Genomic DNA, 20,875 nt, shown 5'->3' with positions numbered 1-20,875 from the left:
ACTCGAAATGTCTTCAAATGGCAGTTCGTCGTATCAAACATAGCGACAGTGTTTCTAATGCGAGAGCACGGAAGCCCTACCCTCAAGGAACGAACTGATACAGCCGTCTCAGTGAGTGAGTAGGGTAGGGTAGTTCACATATTGGGTAAATACATCGCATTATCACGTTGAGTGAACGTTACGTTCATACTCACCCGTCTCAAATCAATCAATACGGAATGAGGCGGGATTACTTCGAACTGGACGTGACCGATGTTGCTTGGGTAGATAACGATACAGATCCCCGTGAACCACAAGTTAGGATTGATTTTGATGGTCCAGCTGACGTACTTGAATCACAGTTGACAGACCCCAATGGGGAGTATCTTGACGCCGATGAGACGGACGTTGCATTTCGATTGCAAGGCTCAGTCGAGGATCCGGATACAACTGGCGTAGTGAGTGTAACAAACCGGATTACCGGTGACTTTATTCTTGAACTCAATGAGTCAGCTGATAGCGTCTTATCCTTTATTCGAGCTGCTCGAGAATATGGTCACGATGCAGGCGTTGATACTGAAGGCGGTAGGTATCGTGTTGAGTTATATATTGAGGGAAACGAGGCTGTTGTCTATCACAAAGAAACATTTCTGGTATACGATGCTGATGGGAAGCTTCTCCGCTCACATAGTCTAATTCCTTCTGGGGTTGAGTTGTAATCGACTGGTGGACATCGGTTAATCTGCTCTTTCTCATACTGCTAAAACCGTAAGATTCTGTAGTTTATTGGTATGACCATGCATTCATCAAATCTGTAAGGGTGTTTATGCGTGAAATGCAATTTTCTTGTATTTTAGAGGTATCACATGACCGCGGACGTGACCACAATCAAACCCAGAGGAATACTGATTCCCCTTTATTGGATACCAATCTTGGTATGACGACCAAGACAGATATCCTATAAACATACACCGTGAGCTTACCTATGAAACCGTCTATTTGTTTTTAACTATTATTATCGCATCTTTTGAATAATCATCCATGTTTCTTACTTTTTGAATCGTTATTTGATCCTATCAGCATCTTTTTCAGTAAAAGCATCACATTTTGTTATGACGCTCGAAGTTTATTCGATAAGAGCGTCATTGACGGACTGCAAGACTGGTGCTCTCTGCAGTCAAGTGATCACGACCGGAGTCCCATCATGGGCCTCCGTCTTGATCATATAACTATACTGACTGTAGTTACACCACGTGTCGCTTCCAGAGTGTTGAGATATCCACGGATGAACTACCGTGCCCCGCTGCGCTCGGGCTGCTCGCCCCTCGCTTGTCGAGGACAGGGCTTCCTGTTTCTGTGTCAAAATTGATACCCACCGTGGGCACAGGGATTCCAGACTCCGCAGGCGATTTCCCTTCACGGGCGGTTCGGAGTGACCCACTCATACCTGTGCTGTGGGATACTCGCCCACAATCAACAGTGCGCGCTTTGTGTTGCGCTTGAACATCATCAGAAGCATGGGAAGTATCGGACTATTCAGTCCGACAAGCAGGATCCGGATAGTACCTGTATCGATTGAACTCTCTACATAACTGATGACGGTGCTGTATCCCCCCGCCGCCCCCGCCGTACTCACTCGCTTCGCTCGTTGCTTAAGCACGGGGACAGGGGATGGGGATTAGCACCCGTATTCAGCTAAATTGGTAGGATTCAACGTGGACTCCCATTTCAACCAGATTAATACTATGAGAATGCACTCTGTTCCTGTCATGTTCATGTTCATATTCATATTCACATTCACATTCACATTCACTATTGCAGGCTAAGTCCCCTTCCTCAAGGAACGAGCGAAGCGAGTGAGTAGGGAGCGGTAGTTCATTTGCGTAACTAAGACCATACTCCGGTTACCGCCAGCCTGGATGTGACGATGATGCCCAAGACCGATGATTTTTGTAGCACTGCGGTCTGTGTAGGTCACGATTTCGACGATACGGAGTGTACGTAGTACTGATGTCGAAGGAGTCTGTAACATGTGCATGCCAGTCGATGTCCACCGAATCCAACTTGAAAATAGAGTATTTGAGGGGGAAAATAACGTATATTTATTGGACGGTGATATCACCACGCTCATTGATGTCGGTATTGCAACAACAGAAACGCGAGCAGAGCTTGAAGCTGGGCTTGATGAGGTTGGGATAACACTATCATCAATCGATCAAATCCTTTTAACTCACTGGCATGCTGACCATACGGGTCTTGCAGGAGAGATTCAAGATCTCTCAGGAGCGACTGTCCGTGCACATACAGATGATGCAGGAATCATTGCGGCTGGAAGTGACTCAACAAAGCGACGCAAAATACGACAACGGCGACTTGAAGAGTGGGGTGTTCCAGCGGCAAAACAAGATGAGTTATTATCTTTTCTTGATCGGTTCAACGGAATCGGTGGTGAGCCAGTCGATGTCGACACAGTGAGTCATGGAGAGACCATCTCTGTTGGAGATGTTGAGTTGACGGTCATGCACTTACCGGGGCATACAGCAGGTCATGTTGGATATCAATGTGAGAATAAGAACAGCCATTTCGCGTTTGTTGGCGATGTGATTCTTCCAGAGTATACACCGAACATTGGCGGGGCAGACCTTCGAGTTGAGTCTCCGATTAAAACATATCTCGACAGTCTTGATCAATTGTCAAAAGCAGAGTTTGATTATTTGTGGTCTGGTCACAGAGCGCGTATTGTTGACCCAGCAGATCGAGTTGATACAATTCGGACACATCATATTGAACGGACACAGCGATTGTACGATGTTCTCACTGAGCAGGGCACCACAGACGTATGGCGTATCAGCGCTGCATTGTTTGGCGAAGTTGATACAATTCATATTTTACACGGACCTGGAGAGGCGTTTGCTCATCTGATGTATCTTGTCGAAGCTGGAGTCGCAGAGCGTGTCGATAAAAACAGCAAAACTGAAGCCACAGATGCAGAACATGGTCAGCAGTATCAGCTTGTTGATCCTGTAGCAGTGGATACCGATGATATTGAGACGTTGTTTGTTGAGACGAAATACTGAAACACCGCCATCAGAAAATAAATGTATGGAATTACGGGTTATCGAACGAACAGACACTGAACTTCGAATTGAAGTTGCCGGTGAAGACCATACATTCATGAATGTAATCAAAGGAGCACTGCTTCAGACTGATGAGGTTGCAGCCGCAACATATGACGTTAATCCCGAGCAATCAGGAGGACAAACTGAGCCAGTCCTCTCAATTCAAATCGAATCTGACGCAGATATTGGCCCGCTTGATGCGCTTGGTGACGCATCACGGCAAGTGCAGACAACGGTAGATGACTTTACGAGTGCATTTAGCGCAGCACTCTGAGATTTCTATCAACGCTCTTTCAGTATTCACGGAGATACAGGAAGATATCTAGAGATTTTAATCGATGACTGAACTCACCCTGATATGAAGCAATATATCAATTCCGTATACTCTATTTTGAGCTACCTACCCGTGAACGGGTAGGATCCAGTGTGGACTCCTGTTCTAGCCACTAGCAGTGCTCTGAGCAGGAGGTTCATACTCTCCGTTCTTCAACGTCCCGCTGTTCAAGCGCACGCCTAAGAGTGCGCCTCAGCCAGTCCCAGTCTGGTCTAAAAGGTGAACTCGACTTTGATCGAGGGGATTCAACTATAATCGCGATTCGAACAGGTTGCGAGGAGGATTTTTCTTTGTTGGGATAGCCTGAATACACGCCGTATATCGACGATACCTGATATTGTCATTGAAACAGAAACGTTTAGATTTTGATGTGACCGCAGAACATTTCACCATTGTATGTCATATCAATTATGATTATACAATAAATTGAAAATACAGCGGCAATATCGACATCTCAAGTCCGGATGGGTACATCACGCTCATCGAGATACTCCTTTGTCGCCTCAATACTATATTCGCCAAAGTGGAAAATTGAAGCCGCAAGTCCTGCATCTGCACCGGCCTCAGTGAATACCTCATGCATATCCTCTGGTCCTCCACACCCTGATGACGCAATGACTGGTGTTGAAACAGTATCACATACCGCACTCGTCAGCGGAATATCATACCCATCTTTTGTCCCATCAGCATCGATGGAATTGATAAATAATTCACCTGCCCCTCGGTTTTCAGCCTCCATTACCCATTCAAGAACATCGATACCGGTTCCCTCACGACCGCCTTTGACTGTGCATTCAAACCAGCAAGACTCCCCATCGACAGAGAAATAATTCTCACCTTGCTCATCAAATCGTCGGCGCGCATCAACGGAAATCACAATACACTGCGATCCAAATGCACGTGCGCCATTGTTGATTAACTCTGGTGTCTCTAGTGCCGCGGTATTAATTGACACCTTATCGGCTCCCGCACGGAGTGTATCTTTAATATCTTCACGGGTCCGAATACCCCCGCCGACGGTCAATGGAATGAATATCTCATCGGCAACACGAGACACTGTCTCAAGCATCGTTTCACGACCTGCAGCGGAAGCAGTAATATCAAGAAAGACAAATTCATCAGCACCAGCCATGTTATACTGTTTTGCCATTTCCACCGGGTCGCCAGTATATTCGAGATTTTCAAAGTTTATTCCGGTATAGACCGCTGGATTTCCATCTTCATCGAGGTCAACATCAATACATGGAATAATTCGCTTTGTTAACATCTGATGTATATTTATTCATCGATGATTTGTTTGACCGTTTCGACTATCATCCAATATATCTGCATATACATTTATGAGATTCAACATTATCTTGATCTTAATATACAGCCAAGAATATATTTACAATCGGCTCTAAATTGAAAGCTAATGGATGAACATACGACTACTGGCGATTATCAAAGTGATAGTAATGATTCAATACGCGTTACATCACCAATGCAGCCATTCAATATGAGTGCTGTCACAACGGGCATCATAATTACTATTATTGGACTTGGCATTATTTTTGGGATTCCATTTATTCTGTCGTGAACGATCCTAACTGAGAGTAACTAAGCTACGATCTGTAAATAAAAGACGCGACATTAGCATGATCCATGTCAATTCTGTGCACAGGAGCGTATCCACATGAAAGTAAGGACGCAAATAGCCAAGATAGAAATCATGGATAATTATTTGACTACGAACTGGCGGTAGTCATGAGCGCGTAGTGTAGGTGAAAGTATGATAGTCTAATATAATAACGGTATTTCTGTGATCACTCCAGTGTGTTCTGAAGGGTACGTCGTTGTTCAACGACTGTTGCTGCATCGGTAGTTACTGCCGGAGACTCACTGACAGTGCTTTCCTGGTCAATGTCGATTGTGAGGATTCCATCTGTCGTTGTATCACCAAGCGAGATAACCGGTGCAACATCTTCGAATATTTCTCGAACAGCATCTGGGTCGGTCGTTTCGATAACTGCACGACCTGGTGTCTCAGTGAAGAGCGATGCCTTATTGGGGACTGTAACTCTCGCCCCGGCATCTGGAGTGATTAACTCAGCGAGTGTTACCGCAAGACCACCGGTGCTCACATCATGGGTCGCAAGCGTCGATTGATGATTTGCCACACGTGTGAGTGCATCAATAACTGTTGCTGGATTTGATGGGAGTACCGGAAACGGGTCTGTTTCATCAGTCTGTGCAAGAAGCTCTGACCCACCGAGATTATTACTTTGATGCCCAACCAATAGAAGTGTTTCATCCCCAGTGAGTGCTGCTGGTGGGGCATTGAGTGTTGGTGTTGTCCCTACCAACGCCAACGTCGGTGTCGGAGGGATCGGTCCAGATACGGAGTCATTATATAGTGATACGTTTCCGCCAACGACCGGAACTGAAAGTGTGTGACACATGTCTGCGAGACCTTCAACGATATCTTTGAACCCACCGTATACGTCTGTTTTCTCCGGATTTCCGCCGTTAAGACAATCAACCGCAGCAAGCGGAGTCGCCCCTTTTACTGCGATATTTGTTGCATTCTCGAGTGCTACAGCTCGAGCACCCTGATATGGGTCACATGCCGTCCATGCTGGGACTGCCCCAGATGAGAGCGCCAAACCAACACCAGCCTCTCTGACGTCAATGATGGCGGCATCGTCACCAGGACGCATCGCTGTTCGGAGACCAACCTCGTGATCATATTGCCGATATATCCAGTGTTTTGATGCCGTATTAGGGGCGCTCACAACCGTATTGAACGCAGTTTCTGGGTCAATCTCAGGAGGATCTGATCGCTCTGGTATGGATGGTGTCGTCACAGAGAGATCATTCATTGGTGCCCCATCTGCAAGAAGTGTCGCTGGAACATCAACAACAATCTCATCATCAAATGTGCAGACATAGTTTCCGTCATGTATTTCACCAATTACAGCATGTCCAAGGTCATATTTCGTTGCAATGTCGCCAACTGCATCGACATCGTCTGGGTGAACTTCATAACACATCCGTTCTTGTGACTCCGCAAGTAGAATCTCCATTGCGTTCATTTCTGGTTCGCGCTGATGGACGCGTTCGAGATCAATACGAGCACCAAGACCACCTTTTGCAACGAGTTCTGAAGAAGCACCACCAAGTCCAGCAGCACCGAGATCACGTGCTGATTGAATAAGATCTGCTGTAATAAACTCTTCATTTGCTTCAATAAGTCTTTTTTCAGTGTAAGGATCGCCTACCTGCACTGCTGGTCTGTCTTCCGTTTCAGCGTCCTCAGAGAGGTCTTCACTGGCAAATGAAGCGCCACCAAGACCGTCTCGACCGGTCGCATTCCCAACTAAAACAAGTTTGTTATCTGGTGACTGTGCCTCAGCGGTGACAAGTCGTTCATCAGTAACTAACCCAATACAGGCAACATTAACTAATGGATTTCCTGTATAATCGTCATGAAATTCAGCACTTCCAGCAACAGTTGGCACACCGATGGCGTTCCCGTAATCGGCAATACCTTCGACAACTCCATCGAGGAGATATTGCGTTCGTTCATCATCGAATGAACCAAAATAAAGACTATCTGCGAGTGCTATCGGATACGCACCCATCGACAATGTATCACGCACAATCCCGCCAACGCCGGTCGCAGCCCCATCATATGGGTCGACATATGAGGGATGATTGTGGCTTTCGATTCCCATTGTGATGTAAGTCGGCGTCTCAGACGCTTCATCAACACTTGGAAGACGGACTACCGCTGCGTCATCACCGGGACCGATTACCACATTGTCAGCTATCTCATCATCAGAGCTATCATCACCTGTAGTGAACGACTGAAGAAGAGGGCGTGAGGACCGATATGCACAGTGTTCACTCCATAGATTTTCAAATAATACAGCTTCTGCAGGCGTCAGTTCACGACCAAGTTCAGTCGTAATGATGTCACGGTCTGAGTCCGACAGTACCATTGATGCTGTTGTTTTGGGAGCTACAGATAATAGTTTTTGATATGTGGAATCATGTATCGAATTAATTGATTCGGTCGTTATCGTGCTCTGGATGGACCGGGGCGTTTTTTATATCTCGTTGGTAACGACAGCATGTGTTATCGGTCGAGCTCCACGCACACTCGTCACTGTCGTATGATGGTCGCGATTCAATTGAGCTACTGTTGGAGCAAGCGGCAGCAATTGGTCTCGACGCACTTGCCGTGACAGACCACGACGAGATTGATGCGAGTCGGCGTGCAGCCGAGCTTGCGCCCGAGTACGGCCTTATTGGGATTCCTGCAATGGAGATTTCATCAGCAGCTGGGCATGTGCTTGGGTTTGGTATCACAGAGCGTGTCCCCGCAGAACTCTCATATGAGGAGACAGTGAGCCGAGTTCGATCACAGGGGGGGATTGCTGTTGTACCTCATCCATTTCAATCAGCACGCCATGGTGTCGCAGCTGAGATTACCACAACACAATTGAGTTCAGCTGACGCAATCGAGGTGTATAATTCCCGACTTCTAACTGGTCGAGCAAATCGAAAGGCAAAGGAATTTGCACAGGATCACAGTATCGCGATGACTGCTGGAAGTGATGCACATATCAGTGAGATGGTCGGGCAAGCAATCACCGAAGTCGCGACTGAACATCAGTCTGTTGATGCAATTCTCAATGCAATCGTTGCTGGCGAAACGAGTGTTGTTGGGACAAAAACCCCGTGGCGAGTGTCATTCAAGCAATTCGGCGGCGGTGTCAAACGGCGGATTGTGCGAACACTCTCTGAGTTGGTGTAAGCGATGGTTTCAGATCCAACGGCAGATGAATCGGAGCGGAAGCAAGTACCCGACTCAATGACGGATAATTCTGAACTTCGTGGAGCACCAGCAAAGACGGTTCACGACGCTATTGACGGAGATGTCGCATTGTCTGGAACAGGGGGATTCGCAGGATACATCAATGGAATGCTCGTTCGTGATGTGCTTGGTCGTCAGCCAATATTTCTCGAAACAGCTGGACAGTTCACGCAGGATGTAATGCCTGATTGGGCATTCGATCCACTTTCTCTTGAAGCACCTGCGGCGTTGCCAGCTGGGGCGGTATATGATCCGTCACAAATGGTTATATCCGGTACCGATATTATCGGTGGAAGTGAAAATACGGTTGATACTGATTCTGACACTAGTTCTAGTACTAATACCGATATTGCTGAGCAAGGAAGTATAGATGGAGAAAAAAGTAGATTCAGATTTGGATATCTTGATATTGACCAGCATTGGTCCCTTCCTGACCCACCAGTAGAAACTAACGATGATGTAGTACGTAGGCGTGTTCAGAAAGCAATTATCACACAGACTCAAAAAGATGATTCAGGTACATCGACAGCAGTAGCATTCTCGGGTGGGGTTGACTCGGCGATGGTTGCTGCCGGACGCCCAGAATCACCCTGTTATGTTGCTGGATTTAACGGATGTCATGATATTACCGCAGCAAAAGAGGCAATCGCTGCTATGGACAGTAGTGCAGACCTCCGTGTTGTCGAGATTTCACATACGGATATCATTGAGTCAATTCCGCGGCTTGTCTCCACAATTGGACGGACAAATCCAATGGATCTCGCGATTACGATTCCACTATTTCTTGTTGCACAACGCGTCGCAGCGGACGGCTTTGATCAACTCGCACTTGGGCAGGGCGCTGATGAACTGTTCGGCGGATACGCAAAGGTACAGAAGGCACCAACCGACCCACGCGTGAATGCAACAACAGTTCGTGATGCCCGACGGGAGTTACTTGAAACAATTCCAAAACAAGCTGAACGGGATATTCTTGCTATCCGAGCCAGTGGTGTCGAACCTGTGATACCGTTTCTCCACGATGATATTGTTGAGCCGGCACTTACGCTTCCAGAATCACTCCTTGTGCGTGGTGACCAACGAAAAGTTGCACTTAGAATGGCTGCTGATGGGATTGTCCCTGAGTCTGTGCGTACAGCATCAAAAAAAGCCGTTCAATATGGAACATATGTTTCACGCGAGCTTGACCGACTCGCTCGCCAAAATGGATTCAAGCGCCGGATGGATAATCATGTACAGAAATACGTCCACTCGTTAATTGAGTAATACCCATATTACAAATTCCTGTTGTCTCTGGGACGAATATATGACAAATAGTATCATTCATATTCATCTTACTGGTCGACTGTACGCACGCTATTTGACTCGCCGAAAAGTGTTTGCCGATCATGGAGATAGCTCAGTGCGGTATCTTTCAATATCACAGCGGTAGCAGTGGCTTTAGCCGTGGGAGGAAGCGCGTACGCCATATTACATCACATTCCATCACACAAGAAACCACTTTCAGCATAGCCTAATCGTGCGTTTGTGCAGCATCGATAGCTTCATGTCCTAATTGAATAGTGTCGGGGTCAAGATCGCTCGCCGTAAGATCAGTTTTGTCATACCATTCCCACGCTGATGATGGAGCTTCATCAGGTTCACTCGGAGAAATAGAGCGGCTATCAACCCGTGCATAATATACATGATCAATGTGTTGGTGACTGGCTGTTCCATCCTCGTGAGAGGTGACGTCATAGAGCATCTGATATCGAGGGTGAGGAAGTGCCTTTCCAGCAGGCGCATCAACCGCTGCCGATGTGTGAATGAGTTCTGCATTAAGCCCGGTCTCTTCATACACTTCGCGGAGTCCTGCTTCATGCGGAAGCTCGTCGCGATCGATATGACCTCCAGGTGGAATACGAATTCCAAGCCCCTCATGACGATGTAACGCTGTTGCATCATCTTCAACAATATACACGGTTGTCGTGAAATGTCGCGTCGTCTCCATGTTATGAACTTTGTTGTGAGATACTTGACTCAGGTGTTTTCAATAGCTTAAATTAATGATATAATAGCCGGATGCGATGCTATGCTTTCCCAGGTTCTTACCGGCGATCACGGCTAATTCCATGCGGCTTGACCCGAGGTAGTTCACGACTCAACGCAAATATGCATATATTCAATTGTTATGACCGCGTGTTTTGTGCCGGTCGCAGTCTCACTGAGCCGTCCTAAATAAAATAGTGTATCGGCACCTATGCGGTAGAAAGTTGTTCTTCAGCTTCAAGCAACTCGTGATATCGGTTACGAATTGTCACTTCGGAGATATTTGCTACGCTACTGACTTCTTTTTGAGTTACTTTCTCATTGATGAGTAGTGATGCGGCGTATACAGCTGCTGCTGCAAGCCCAACCGGAGACTTCCCCGAATGGACGCCTTGTTCTTTCGCACTGCGGAGAAGTTGGCGAGCACGTCGCTCAGCTTCATCTGAGAGATCAAGGTCAGAGGCAAATCGAGGGACATACTGTTCAGGATCAGCTGGTTTGATCTGGAGTTTGAGCTCACGTACAACATACCGATACGTACGCGCAATTTCATCACGACCTACGCGTGAGACGTTTGTGATTTCATCGAGTGACCGCGGCGTTCCAGCCTGCCGAGCAGCAGCATACAGTGAAGCGGTAGCGACGCCTTCGATTGACCGACCAGGAAGCAGTTCTTCATCAAGCGCCCGACGATAGATAACGGAAGCAGTCTCGCGGACATTCTCAGGGAGTCCAAGTGCTGATGCCATTCGATCAATTTCACCAAGTGCTTGTTTGAGATTTCGCTCTTTTGAATCGCGAGTACGAAACCGCTCATTCCATGTCCGAAGTCGCTGCATCTTCTGGCGTTGAGTTGATGATAAGGAGTTTCCGTATGCGTCTTTGTCCTGCCACCCAATATTTGTTGACAGACCTTTATCATGCATCAAATTCGTTGTCGGAGCGCCAACACGAGATTTCTGATCGCGCTCAGCGCTGTCAAAAGCACGCCATTCAGGACCACGGTCAATTGAATCTTCATCAACAACAAGCCCACAGTCTGAGCAGACGGTTTCACCATGTTCATCATCTGTAATAATCCGATTCGAATCACACTCTGGACAGCGAAGTGTTTCTGTAGATTCTGTAGACTGTGTCGTCTCATCAGACACAGTCGTATCTACATCTTGTTGATCAGCCTCCGTGCGTTCGTCTGATGTCTTCGCGCGTGCGCGCGTTGCGGCTGGGGAATGGTGACTATTGTCAGTCATAACAGTTGAGAGAACGGAATAAACAGCTCGTTTCTCTAAGAACAAAATTGCTCGAATGCAATATATATCTGGCGGCCGGTTCAGTTCTTTATTCGAAATTAATAGCTACTTTTGAGGGAATAAGGGAATTTAACAACAACGAGGCTAACTCCCCTTCCTCAGGGAGTCAGCTCCGCTGACGAGTAGGGAGGTGATGGGATACAGCCGTCTACTGATTGTCCCAAAAATACAACTAACAGTAGTCTTTGAATCGAGTTGGTGGTTGAAGAAGCGTTCCAATACCGAGCAGTGCCAGAGGACACCACTACTGCCGAGAGTGCGTGGCAAGCCATTCAAACCTGCCGTGAAGTATACAACCACGCACTCACACAAGAGTATAGACCCGCACCTGAGTATAACAAGCCATCGTACAACACGATGCAAAATATGCTTCCCAAATGGAAGCACAAATGATCAGAGTAGAAAGGAGTGTACTCGAAATGCCTTCAAATGGCAGTTCGTCGTATCAAACATAGCGACAGTGTTCTCGACTCGCTCAAAGAACGTAGATTCGATGTTGGTCGTCTCAAGTCTCAACTGGAAAGCACCACGAGAGTATCGTAGCATAGCATCAAGTATAACCAGTCTGGCTTTGACGTGGATACTAACACGGGTCAGTCTGGTCACGCTATTGGACACTTCTCACAGATTGGTAATTTCAACTTGGACTACCATCGACAGCTCCCAGATACCGCTGACATCACCGAAGTTATCCTCACAAAGCAGACAACAGACAACAGACAACAGACAACAGACAACAGGCGACAGGCGACTGGCGACTGGCGACTGGCGACTGGACGGTAAGTATTGTTGTCGAATACAACGCTGACTATCCAGACAAACCTGCCGCCGACAGTATTTGTGTAGAGGATACCGTTGGAATTGACCTCGGTGTTACCACGTTCATTCACGATTCAGATAATCGGGTTTTTGTTCGACTAGAGGAGGTGAGGTGAGAGACCGTGAGCGAGTTGAGAAACGACACCGCTCACTTTCTCGCAAGCAGAGCAGTACGAATCCGAAAACTGGAACAAATCTCGACAGTCGTTAGCACGTGCAGATAAGCGATTGACAAATCGAAGAGAGCAAGAGGATTATCGTGATCGTGACAAGCTTGCTCACTGGGACACCCAAGAATACGATGCCGTGTTTCTCGAAGATTCGGATGTGGCTGCGATGACTGAGCAGGATAGAAATGCTCGGAATATCGCTGCAATGTCGTGGTATGCGACAATCCAAGCATTCGAGCGACATGGAAAGAAGAATGGGTGCCATCTCGTGAAAGTCCCACCAGAAGGGACGACAAAACGGTGTGCAAAGTGTAGTGTGGCGTTGAGTCTGATAAGCCATTGTGGGTTCGAGAGCATTCCTGTCCGAGCTGTGGATTGACAGCGGACAGGGATTATAATGCAGCTCTGGGAGTTCAGCAACTTGGATTAGAGGAATTGGGGGTGGAGTTTACCGAAGAAGAGTTAGGGCTGGGCTGGGACAGTCCGAACGAATGTCTATGAGACTGGTATCTCTGAGGGCGAGTATCACCATGATGCACTGCTTTCAGATACTGCCCTGCGTAGAAGCAGACAGTCGAATGCGAGAGCATAGAAAAAAAGCCCTGTCCTCAAGGAAGCCGTCGCAGACGGCTGAGTAGGTCAGGGTAGTTCACTTGAGGAGTAGGCATCAAATAAGAAGCCGGTAGTGCACACACTAAGCTGTGCAGCTCTCCGAGTTTGGCGGTTCCTGTCAAGGTGAGTCATTAACATATTTTTATTGCGAAAGCGGATGCTGCTCGATTACAATGGACGACACACGACGATATTGACTCTTGCACGCATCGAAACCCTTACTCCTAATCCACGGCACCCCAGATATATGAGCGACTCAGCCGTCGACACAGATGAGGTTGAACACGTTGCAGAGTTAGCACGGGTTGACCTTACTGAAGAGGAAATCGACGCTTTCAGCACACAGTTTGCAGATATACTCGCATATTTTGATGCACTTGATGAAGTCCCGGCAGTCGAGCATGAACCGGACCTTGTTAATGTGATGCGCAGTGATGAGGTTACGGAAAGTCTGGATCAATCAGAAGCACTTCAGAATGCTCCCGAGACTGAAGATGGGCAATTCAAAGGTCCACGAGTATCATAATAATGGATCTAAATGCGTTCATCACTGCCGAGGAAATCGACCCAGAAGTTGAATCTGAGACGGAAGCCAAACCCGCGTTGGGTGACGTGACAGTCGCGGTAAAAGACAATATCAGTACTGCTGGTGTGCGGACGACCTGTGGGTCAGCAATGCTATCGAGCTATGTTCCCCCATATGATGCAACCGTTGTTGAACGACTGAAACAAGCTGGGGCGACGATCGTTGGAAAAACAAATATGGATGAATTTGGAATGGGTGGAACAACTGAAACATCTGCATATGGACCAACAAAAAATCCAGTTGATACCGGTCACGTTCCTGGTGGGTCTTCGGGTGGATCTGCGGCTGCTGTCGCTAGTGGTGCTGCAGATATTGCACTTGGCTCTGATACAGGCGGGTCAGTGCGTAATCCGGCAGCATTCTGTGGCGTCGTTGGAATCAAACCAACGTATGGGCTCGTCTCACGATACGGACTCATCGCATATGCGAACTCACTTGAACAGATTGGACCAATCGCACCAACGGTTCGGGAAGCGGCTGAGCTGCTCGACGTTATTGCAGGTCCTGACCCACATGATGCAACAACACGATTTGACAGTGGTGAGATATCGATCAGTGGTGTCGATACGTTGCAGTCAGAATCAGAATCAGAATCAGAATCAGAAGCATCACACCCAGCTACAACAAGAACGTATGCAGCAGCTGTTGATCAAGACGTCTCCGGCATGACAGTTGGTGTTGTAACTGACTTACTTGATGATGCTGATGATCGTGTTGTTGAGACGTTCCGCGAAGCGATTGCTGAGCTTGAATCACAAGGTCTTGAGATTGTTGAAGTCTCACTTGATTCGCTTGAACATGCAGTGCAGGCGTATTATGTTATTGCGATGTCAGAAGCATCGTCAAATCTTGCACGATTCGATGGAGTTCGATACGGACCAGGTGGTGGAGATGGAGATGGAGATGGAGAGTCTGGTCAGGAGAATATCGATAAGATAGTCACAGATGTCGACGTGAACGACGGAAACTGGAATGATGCCTTTGCCGCAGTCCGAGATGTTGGCTTTGGTGAGGAAGTCAAGCGTCGAATCCTTTTAGGAACATATGCGCTATCAGCTGGATATCATGAGAAATATTATGAAAAGGCGCAGGATGCACGCGAGTGGGTAAAACAGGACTTTGAGTCAGCCTTTGAGACGGCTGATGTCTTGGCGACGCCCACGATGCCGGTGCTTCCACCTGCGATTGGTGAGAGCATTGATGACCCGCTTAAATTATATTTAATGGATGCGAACACTGTCCCGGTTAACCTTGCCAATCTTCCCGCGGTCTCAGTGCCAGCAGGAGAGGTTGATGGACTTCCAGTAGGACTTCAGGTGATTGGTCCCGCATTTGGTGAAGAGTTAATCATCCAAGCGGCTGCGGCTGTTGAATGATATAACACATATCATATGTTATTGGAGGTTGATACGTTGATTTTAGCGACTAAATATTACAAAAAATAGTGTCGTCACCGTTGTCGTTATTGTTGCCAATACTCAGGCGTTAAAAGTACGATAACCGGAAGTATCTCCAAACGACCGATCCACATCAATATAATCATCAGTGATTTGCTTGCAGGTGAAAACGACAGATAACTACCCATTGGTCCGACAAAACCGAATCCTGGACCAACATTGCCAAGCGTCGCTGCGGTTGCTGAGAGGAGTTCTAATGTAGTCACATCCGCACCTACTCGAAATGCGTCAAATGCCAGCAATCCAGCTCCAATAAAGAAGGTAATAATATATAATAATGTGAATGCGTAGATGCCTCGAACTGCTCGTTCGTCAAGTGGCTTTCCGCCGAGTCGAACCGGTCGGATAGCCTCAGGATGTGCAGTGGTGAAGAGTTCCCGACGAACTGTTTTTAGGATAATGTACCACCGAACAATTTTAATTCCACCACCTGTTGACCCTGCGGAGCCACCAATAAACATCGCAAATAATAAAAGATACTGTGCAGGTGTTCGCCATGCGTTGAAATCAACATTTGCGTATCCAGTTGTTGTAGTAATAGAGGCGATCTGAAATAGTCCATCCCGAAGTGCAGGCTCAAATTGTCCGGGGACCGTCGAGCGTAACATCTCAAGATATGCTGCATCAACTGTCCCACCAGCAGGTGAGGTTATGAGTATACTTTGCGCCGAAAACAAAATTCCGGTTAATACTGCAGTGAGTGTTGCAAGAACACCGATATAGAATTTAAACTCTGAATCACTGAGTAGTCGGCGTGGGTCACCGGTGATAGCGCGCCAGAAGAGCGCAAAGTTAGTTCCTGCAGCAATCATAAATGGAATGATAATCCATTGTGCGGCTGCACTGAATGCCTCAATACTCCGTGCCTCAGGTGAGAATCCACCGGTCGGCATCGTCGTCAGTGCATGTGAAACGGCATTATAAAATGTCATCTGTGGATCAAGACCGGTTAAGAAAAGTCCGTAAAGAAGACCTGCCTGAATAACAGTTAATCCTAAATATGCAACCCAAAGTGCGCGTGCTGTTTCAGCGATTCGCGGGGTTAGTTTTTCAATACCAGGACCAGGCGCTTCTGTTTCCATCAGTTGCGCACCCCCGACTGATAACTCCGGAAGGATTGCAACTGCGAGTACAACGATTCCCATTCCACCAAGCCACTGAGTGAGTTGTCGCCACAGCATAATCGAACGGGTGTGTGAAGAAAATGAGATATCACCAAGCACGGTCGCCCCAGTCGTGGTGAATCCACTCATGCTTTCAAACAGTGCATTCAGTGGGTTTGCAAGTGTTGAGCCTGGGTGGATTGCAGGGGCAATAAAGGGGATTCCATGTGCCTCGATAAGATATGGAACTGCACCAACAATCGTTACTGCAAGCCATGTTAATGCGACCATCAGAAGCCCTTCACGTGGTCGAATATCTGGATCGGACTCTCTTCTATCAAGGATAAATCCAACAGTCCCTGTGAGTATCATCGTAGCGACAAACGGGATAACCGACTCTCCGTACCAAAGTGCAACTACCAGTGGAATGATTAGTGGGACGGTAAGGTATTTTAATACAGACCCAACAAGGCTGATACTGGCATTATAATCGACACGGATTGTCATCAAGAGCGTATGTACTTCTCACGCACCTCGTGTAGTGCTTTCGAAATAATCAGGAGATATAAAATCTGGCAGTACACGATTATTGTACCCAATAATTAGACATCTGATCCAACAGATTGACCTATAATACATAACCGATGACAACGGAATAAAGATAGTAACAGCAAATATGAATATCTAATTTTACTGGTGTATGTCTGTCATTAAATGTATCGTCTTAGAGCTTTGGTGCTGCTTCATCAACCACATCAGTATCAACAAAGATGACGACGTGGTCATCAACTGTAATCACGGTATCACCACGCGGAGTAATGAATTCGTCATCACGAGTTATTGCACCGATAACAACCCCATCAGGAAGGTCATTAATCGCATCACGAATTGGGCGATCAACAAGTATGCTGTCTGCATCAATCTCAATTTCAAGCACTTCAGCTTTATCAGATTCAATGAGTGCAACATTCTCAGCATCGCCTTCACGGGTAAACTGTGTGATTTCTTCGGCGACCACCTCACGTGGACTGATCCCAACGTCAACACCAACTGTCTCAAAAAGATCAACATACTCAGTTGTATTGATCACCGCAATCGTTCGCTCAACGCCCATCAACGAAGCTAACAGTGAGACAAGTAGGTTTCGTTCATCAGAATCAAGTACGGTCACGACGACATCTGCATCACCAAGTCGCTCGCGTTCAAGAAACTCGATATCGGTTGGGTCAGACTGCATCACAATAGACGCAGGGAGTTTCTCTGCAAGTTCACGGGCACGATCATCTCCTTGTTCGATGACTCGGGGAGTGATGCCCTGTGACTCAAGTAATCGAGCAACGTGGTATCCTATCCTTGATCCACCAATAACAACAGCCTCCTCGGGATCCGCTTCTGTCTCCTCAGGATCAACAGTGTCAGCGAACTCTTGTACACTATCAGGTGAGCCAATGACAACGACGCGGTCTGTTGGATGAAGTGTTGTTTCACCACGCGGCATCTCCACAGTGCCATCACGCAAAATTGATGCAAATGTCAGTGATTCAAACCGGTCAGCTGATGCAATTGTTTGTCCAGCGATTGGGCTTGTCTCGCTAAGTTCGAATTCTGCCATCTGTACCTCACCGTTCGCGAATGGATCAACATCACGAGCAGCAGGAAGTCCAATCATACGAGCGATTGATTCTGCGGTGAGAAGGTTCGTACAGACCATAAAATCAACACCGAACGCACGATCGGAACGTTGCCATGTCCGGAGGTACTCAGTATCTTTGACCCGAGCGATTGTGAACGCATCTGCGACCGCTCTTACCGTCGAGCAAATAACGATGTTTGTCTCATCGTTATCAGTCGAGGCGATAACCATATCTGCTTCCTCAATGCCTGCGTCTTCAAGTGTGTTCATAGAGGTCCCATCGCCGACTGTTCCAAGCACATCCAGTGAATAATTTAGATCCTCGACGCGGCTGGCATCGCTATCGACAACAATAACATCGTGTGATGGTGCGAGATCAGCAGCAATGCTCGATCCAACTTGCCCTGCACCGACGATAATTACATCCATAAAACGCTCTCAATCTGATGATTATGTCGGGTTTGGATTCTCATTATGCTCTCTCACAGTATGTCCGACCTGGCGGTTTTTTTCTTTCGCATTATCTATATTGCATAACATATCGAAGTATAACTAGAGGTACGCTTCAAAAAGTAATATCCAGATAGCTGTAGACTGTCTCATTATTATATCATTTACCCCGTGATACTGTTGTTCATTGAGATCAGTATTACTGATCATATATCATAAGCTGTCATGTAGAATAGCCAAATGTGGAGTTATAGCTACTGTATATAATATACATACTTGAGACACTAATATTGTGCGTACAGCGAATATTCATGTTGAGTGGTGTTCAACCGTGAGTTCAACCGGTCTTTTGCGACCCTCAATATCTGCCACAACACGCTCAACCGTATCCTCTGCTTCCCTCTGTATTGCAGGCTCAAGTCGATCAATTACCCGTCCAAATGGAATAAATCGTGGAAGACTGATACTGCCTTTATTTGCTGAATCAGGATCATATGTTGCTTCAAATATGACGCGGGTGGCTTTATCAGCCGTTTCTGGGGCAGTGACGGGGAGTGAATCGCCTTCTATCTCTCTAAGTCGCCATCTACCATGAGCACTGAGATTTTCAATGATACGCCACTCAATGCTGTGCGGCCTATCGGTATTCGTCACCTCTGATTCGACGGTGTACGTTAGTTTCCACCATGCGAATTTTAGTCCATATTGTGTATTTTCTGTCTTGGAACTATGAGCTCTCGCAGACTTTGACCGTTCAGTGACCTCTCGAAGGTGATCTGAGTATGCAGCATATCGTTGGAATTTGATAAGAAAATCATATATTTCATTCGGAGGGCGATACACAATAGTGCTAACAGTGAGTTCATCCACAGTAGTTCATGGCTTTTACCGAAACAAAATGAGTGTTATGCTGGATAGTATGGTATGAAAGTAAGCAACGATAGGGGAACCTCGAATTAACTATAGTATCATCTTGTAATTAAAGTAAGACATATTCCTCTGATCCTGTGTGGGTTGACACCGTGGGCTTTAGCCGACGCCTGTCAAATGTTATAATAATGCTGAACGGTGTTAACGTCGCATTGGGTGTTTCGGGTAGCATAGCCGCTGTCAAGGTGGTTGAACTCGCCCATGAGTTACGTCGACAGGGTGCGACTGTTCGTGGAGTGATGACAGAAAGCGCACAGGGCATCATCCATCCGTGGGCTGTCGAGTTCGCAACTGAAAATCCAGTCGTGACGGAAATAACCGGTCAAGTCGAACATGTTGAGATGTGCGGTCGGTCTGGATGGGCTGATGTCTTATTACTTGCCCCAGCAACAGCAAACACGGTTGGAAAGATCGCTACGGCAGTCGATGACACTCCAGTAACGACATGTGCGACAACAGCACTTGGTGCGGACGTTCCAGTCATCATTGCTCCTGCGATGCATGAGCCGATGTATGATCACCCAGGAGTGCTTGATGCGATTGAGACTGTTGAATCGTGGGGTGTAACGTTTGTTTCTCCACGTATTGAGGAGCAAAAAGCAAAGATTGCAACAGAAGATGCCATTGTTACCGCAGTAGCAAGCGCTGCGGGGTCACAACCACTCGGTGGGCAGCATATTGTGGTGACCGCAGGTGCAACCGCAGAGTCAATCGATCCTATTCGAGTACTTACAAATAGGTCTTCAGGACGGACAGGTCGAGCTGTTGCACGCGAATGTCACATACGTGGAGCTGAGGTCACACTTATTCATACTGGAAATGATGTTCATTATGCACAAACACGGTCAGTTGAGTCAATCGCAGAGATGCGATCTGCGGTATTTAAAACACTTGATACCGGAGCTGATATGTTTATTTCCGCAGCTGCGATCAGTGATTATACTGTTGATACTGCCTCAGAAAAGCTTCGATCGGGCAAGCCACGAACACTTGAGTTAGAACCAACAGAAAAACTTCTCGACGCGGTACGGGATGCGTACCCGGATCTCCCGATGGTCGGATTTAAAGCTGAGACATCGGGTGATGAGGAATCAATGATTGCTATCGCAGAGAGCCTTCGTGATCGAGTTACCCTTTCTTTCGTCGTCGCAAACGATGCCTCGGTGATGGGTGCTGCTGAGACGCGTGCAATTGTCATTGATGATTCGACAACAGTGGTTGATGATTCAAAACAAGCTCTTGGTGCGACCATCGCAGATAAACTCGTTGAGAAATTCAGTAGTGATCAGAAAGAAACCACGGAATGAATGACTTCAGATTCACATTGTTGTCTCTTCACAAGCAAAAACAGTATTATTTATTTTTCTATGATAAAATCTCACACAGATGCAAGGAGGAAGCCCACGACTTTACTCGTGGGAGGAATCCGACAACCCCCGAAACAACCCACGAGCGATAGCAGTCTGACTCCCCTCCCCCACGCC

General features: G+C 47.1%; 21 protein-coding genes. 13 read left to right on the top strand and 8 right to left on the bottom strand.

Annotated features, from left to right (window positions below; all coding sequences use genetic code 11):
* The first annotated feature begins 218 nt into the window (after positions 1-218).
* Positions 219-698, top strand: a complete 480-nt coding sequence (locus J07HQW2_RS13815) for a DUF5793 family protein (protein ID WP_021056196.1) — start codon at positions 219-221, stop codon at positions 696-698.
* Positions 699-1,223: 525 nt separating this feature from the next.
* On the opposite strand, the gene J07HQW2_RS13810 is transcribed toward J07HQW2_RS13815, so the two are convergent.
* Positions 1,224-1,424 carry a hypothetical protein gene (locus tag J07HQW2_RS13810; protein ID WP_021056195.1) on the bottom strand — a complete coding sequence of 67 codons (201 nt, stop codon included), beginning with the start codon at positions 1,422-1,424 and terminating at the stop codon, positions 1,224-1,226.
* 591 nt (positions 1,425-2,015) lie between these two features.
* Between J07HQW2_RS13810 and J07HQW2_RS13800 the strand changes: the two genes are divergently transcribed.
* Together J07HQW2_RS13800 and J07HQW2_RS13795 are read left to right on the top strand one after the other, a co-directional pair.
* On the top strand, positions 2,016-3,056 hold the full coding sequence (locus tag J07HQW2_RS13800) for an MBL fold metallo-hydrolase (RefSeq protein WP_021056194.1): 1,041 nt from the start codon (positions 2,016-2,018) through the stop codon (positions 3,054-3,056).
* 25 nt (positions 3,057-3,081) lie between these two features.
* Positions 3,082-3,372, top strand: coding sequence for a DNA-directed RNA polymerase subunit L (locus J07HQW2_RS13795; protein ID WP_021056193.1), 291 nt, complete (start codon positions 3,082-3,084; stop codon positions 3,370-3,372).
* 514 nt (positions 3,373-3,886) lie between these two features.
* Here J07HQW2_RS13795 and hisF read toward each other — a convergent pair.
* A complete protein-coding gene (gene hisF, locus J07HQW2_RS13790) occupies positions 3,887-4,699 on the bottom strand; it encodes an imidazole glycerol phosphate synthase subunit HisF (RefSeq protein ID WP_021056192.1) in 813 nt (270 codons plus the stop codon).
* A gap of 147 nt (positions 4,700-4,846) precedes the next feature.
* Here hisF and J07HQW2_RS18895 point away from each other — a divergent pair, with 147 nt between their 5' ends.
* Positions 4,847-5,011 (top strand): DUF7550 family protein, encoded by a 165-nt coding sequence (locus tag J07HQW2_RS18895; protein ID WP_021056191.1) that lies wholly within the window; start codon positions 4,847-4,849, stop codon positions 5,009-5,011.
* Positions 5,012-5,237: 226 nt separating this feature from the next.
* Here the strand turns inward: J07HQW2_RS18895 and purL are convergent, their stop codons facing one another.
* On the bottom strand, positions 5,238-7,415 hold the full coding sequence (gene purL, locus J07HQW2_RS13785) for a phosphoribosylformylglycinamidine synthase subunit PurL (protein ID WP_021056190.1): 2,178 nt from the start codon (positions 7,413-7,415) through the stop codon (positions 5,238-5,240).
* 134 nt (positions 7,416-7,549) lie between these two features.
* Between purL and J07HQW2_RS13780 the strand changes: the two genes are divergently transcribed.
* Both J07HQW2_RS13780 and J07HQW2_RS13775 read left to right on the top strand, forming a co-directional pair.
* Positions 7,550-8,233, top strand: coding sequence for a PHP domain-containing protein (locus J07HQW2_RS13780; RefSeq protein ID WP_021056189.1), 684 nt, complete (start codon positions 7,550-7,552; stop codon positions 8,231-8,233).
* A 3-nt stretch (positions 8,234-8,236) separates the two neighbouring features.
* The gene (locus tag J07HQW2_RS13775; protein ID WP_021056188.1) at positions 8,237-9,559 is read left to right on the top strand and encodes an asparagine synthase C-terminal domain-containing protein; all 1,323 of its coding nucleotides are present in this window, start codon (positions 8,237-8,239) and stop codon (positions 9,557-9,559) included.
* Positions 9,560-9,806: 247 nt separating this feature from the next.
* Here the strand turns inward: J07HQW2_RS13775 and J07HQW2_RS13770 are convergent, their stop codons facing one another.
* Both J07HQW2_RS13770 and J07HQW2_RS13765 read right to left on the bottom strand, forming a co-directional pair.
* Complete coding sequence (locus tag J07HQW2_RS13770) at positions 9,807-10,283, bottom strand: NUDIX domain-containing protein (protein WP_021056185.1); 477 nt, start codon at positions 10,281-10,283, stop codon at positions 9,807-9,809.
* A 247-nt stretch (positions 10,284-10,530) separates the two neighbouring features.
* On the bottom strand, positions 10,531-11,571 hold the full coding sequence (locus J07HQW2_RS13765; RefSeq protein WP_021056184.1) for a transcription initiation factor IIB: 1,041 nt from the start codon (positions 11,569-11,571) through the stop codon (positions 10,531-10,533).
* A gap of 258 nt (positions 11,572-11,829) precedes the next feature.
* Here J07HQW2_RS13765 and J07HQW2_RS18890 point away from each other — a divergent pair, with 258 nt between their 5' ends.
* The 6 genes from J07HQW2_RS18890 to J07HQW2_RS13750 all read left to right on the top strand — a co-directional run bounded on the left by J07HQW2_RS18890 (position 11,830) and on the right by J07HQW2_RS13750 (position 15,194).
* Entirely contained in the window at positions 11,830-12,024 is a 195-nt protein-coding gene (locus tag J07HQW2_RS18890; RefSeq protein ID WP_303704153.1) for a helix-turn-helix domain-containing protein, read from the top strand.
* 183 nt (positions 12,025-12,207) lie between these two features.
* A complete protein-coding gene (locus tag J07HQW2_RS18885) occupies positions 12,208-12,414 on the top strand; it encodes a hypothetical protein (protein WP_303704152.1) in 207 nt (68 codons plus the stop codon).
* A 264-nt stretch (positions 12,415-12,678) separates the two neighbouring features.
* Entirely contained in the window at positions 12,679-12,999 is a 321-nt protein-coding gene (locus J07HQW2_RS18880; protein WP_021056182.1) for a transposase, read from the top strand.
* A complete protein-coding gene (locus J07HQW2_RS20095; RefSeq protein WP_394324615.1) occupies positions 12,960-13,121 on the top strand; it encodes a zinc ribbon domain-containing protein in 162 nt (53 codons plus the stop codon). Before J07HQW2_RS18880 ends, J07HQW2_RS20095 begins: the two co-directional genes overlap by 40 nt.
* Positions 13,122-13,479: 358 nt before the next feature.
* Entirely contained in the window at positions 13,480-13,758 is a 279-nt protein-coding gene (gene gatC / locus J07HQW2_RS13755) for an Asp-tRNA(Asn)/Glu-tRNA(Gln) amidotransferase subunit GatC (protein WP_048075309.1), read from the top strand.
* Positions 13,755-15,194, top strand: coding sequence for an amidase family protein (locus J07HQW2_RS13750; protein WP_394324649.1), 1,440 nt, complete (start codon positions 13,755-13,757; stop codon positions 15,192-15,194). The genes gatC and J07HQW2_RS13750 overlap by 4 nt, the downstream gene beginning before the upstream one ends.
* A gap of 86 nt (positions 15,195-15,280) precedes the next feature.
* Here J07HQW2_RS13750 and J07HQW2_RS13745 read toward each other — a convergent pair whose 3' ends face one another.
* The 3 genes from J07HQW2_RS13745 to J07HQW2_RS13735 all read right to left on the bottom strand — a co-directional run bounded on the left by J07HQW2_RS13745 (position 15,281) and on the right by J07HQW2_RS13735 (position 19,331).
* Positions 15,281-16,885 carry a TrkH family potassium uptake protein gene (locus tag J07HQW2_RS13745; protein WP_021056179.1) on the bottom strand — a complete coding sequence of 535 codons (1,605 nt, stop codon included), beginning with the start codon at positions 16,883-16,885 and terminating at the stop codon, positions 15,281-15,283.
* Positions 16,886-17,102: 217 nt separating this feature from the next.
* Entirely contained in the window at positions 17,103-18,440 is a 1,338-nt protein-coding gene (trkA, locus tag J07HQW2_RS13740) for a Trk system potassium transporter TrkA (RefSeq protein WP_021056178.1), read from the bottom strand.
* A gap of 330 nt (positions 18,441-18,770) precedes the next feature.
* Entirely contained in the window at positions 18,771-19,331 is a 561-nt protein-coding gene (locus tag J07HQW2_RS13735) for an SRPBCC family protein (protein ID WP_021056177.1), read from the bottom strand.
* Positions 19,332-19,519: 188 nt separating this feature from the next.
* On the opposite strand from J07HQW2_RS13735, the gene coaBC reads away from it, so the two are divergent.
* Complete coding sequence (coaBC, locus tag J07HQW2_RS13730; RefSeq protein ID WP_021056176.1) at positions 19,520-20,698, top strand: bifunctional phosphopantothenoylcysteine decarboxylase/phosphopantothenate--cysteine ligase CoaBC; 1,179 nt, start codon at positions 19,520-19,522, stop codon at positions 20,696-20,698.
* Positions 20,699-20,875 lie beyond the last annotated feature (177 nt).

Origin of the sequence: Haloquadratum walsbyi J07HQW2 (assembly GCF_000415985.1) — an archaeon.
In the GTDB taxonomy this organism is placed as follows: domain Archaea; phylum Halobacteriota; class Halobacteria; order Halobacteriales; family Haloferacaceae; genus Haloquadratum; species Haloquadratum walsbyi_B.
This window is presented reverse-complemented; position numbering and strand designations above follow the sequence as displayed.

Bases quoted from the DNA above. Each gene is read 5' to 3' on its own strand.
- J07HQW2_RS13815 (WP_021056196.1), top strand. From the start codon at position 219: ATGAGGCGGGATTACTTCGAACTGGACGTGACCGATGTTGCTTGGGTA.
- J07HQW2_RS13810 (WP_021056195.1), bottom strand. From the start codon at position 1,424: ATGAGTGGGTCACTCCGAACCGCCCGTGAAGGGAAATCGCCTGCGGAG.
- J07HQW2_RS13800 (WP_021056194.1), top strand. From the start codon at position 2,016: ATGCCAGTCGATGTCCACCGAATCCAACTTGAAAATAGAGTATTTGAG.
- J07HQW2_RS13795 (WP_021056193.1), top strand. From the start codon at position 3,082: ATGGAATTACGGGTTATCGAACGAACAGACACTGAACTTCGAATTGAA.
- hisF (WP_021056192.1), bottom strand. From the start codon at position 4,699: ATGTTAACAAAGCGAATTATTCCATGTATTGATGTTGACCTCGATGAA.
- J07HQW2_RS18895 (WP_021056191.1), top strand. From the start codon at position 4,847: ATGGATGAACATACGACTACTGGCGATTATCAAAGTGATAGTAATGAT.
- purL (WP_021056190.1), bottom strand. From the start codon at position 7,415: ATGGTACTGTCGGACTCAGACCGTGACATCATTACGACTGAACTTGGT.
- J07HQW2_RS13775 (WP_021056188.1), top strand. From the start codon at position 8,237: ATGGTTTCAGATCCAACGGCAGATGAATCGGAGCGGAAGCAAGTACCC.
- J07HQW2_RS13770 (WP_021056185.1), bottom strand. From the start codon at position 10,283: ATGGAGACGACGCGACATTTCACGACAACCGTGTATATTGTTGAAGAT.
- J07HQW2_RS13765 (WP_021056184.1), bottom strand. From the start codon at position 11,571: ATGACTGACAATAGTCACCATTCCCCAGCCGCAACGCGCGCACGCGCG.
- gatC (WP_048075309.1), top strand. From the start codon at position 13,480: ATGAGCGACTCAGCCGTCGACACAGATGAGGTTGAACACGTTGCAGAG.
- J07HQW2_RS13745 (WP_021056179.1), bottom strand. From the start codon at position 16,885: ATGACAATCCGTGTCGATTATAATGCCAGTATCAGCCTTGTTGGGTCT.
- trkA (WP_021056178.1), bottom strand. From the start codon at position 18,440: ATGGATGTAATTATCGTCGGTGCAGGGCAAGTTGGATCGAGCATTGCT.
- coaBC (WP_021056176.1), top strand. From the start codon at position 19,520: ATGCTGAACGGTGTTAACGTCGCATTGGGTGTTTCGGGTAGCATAGCC.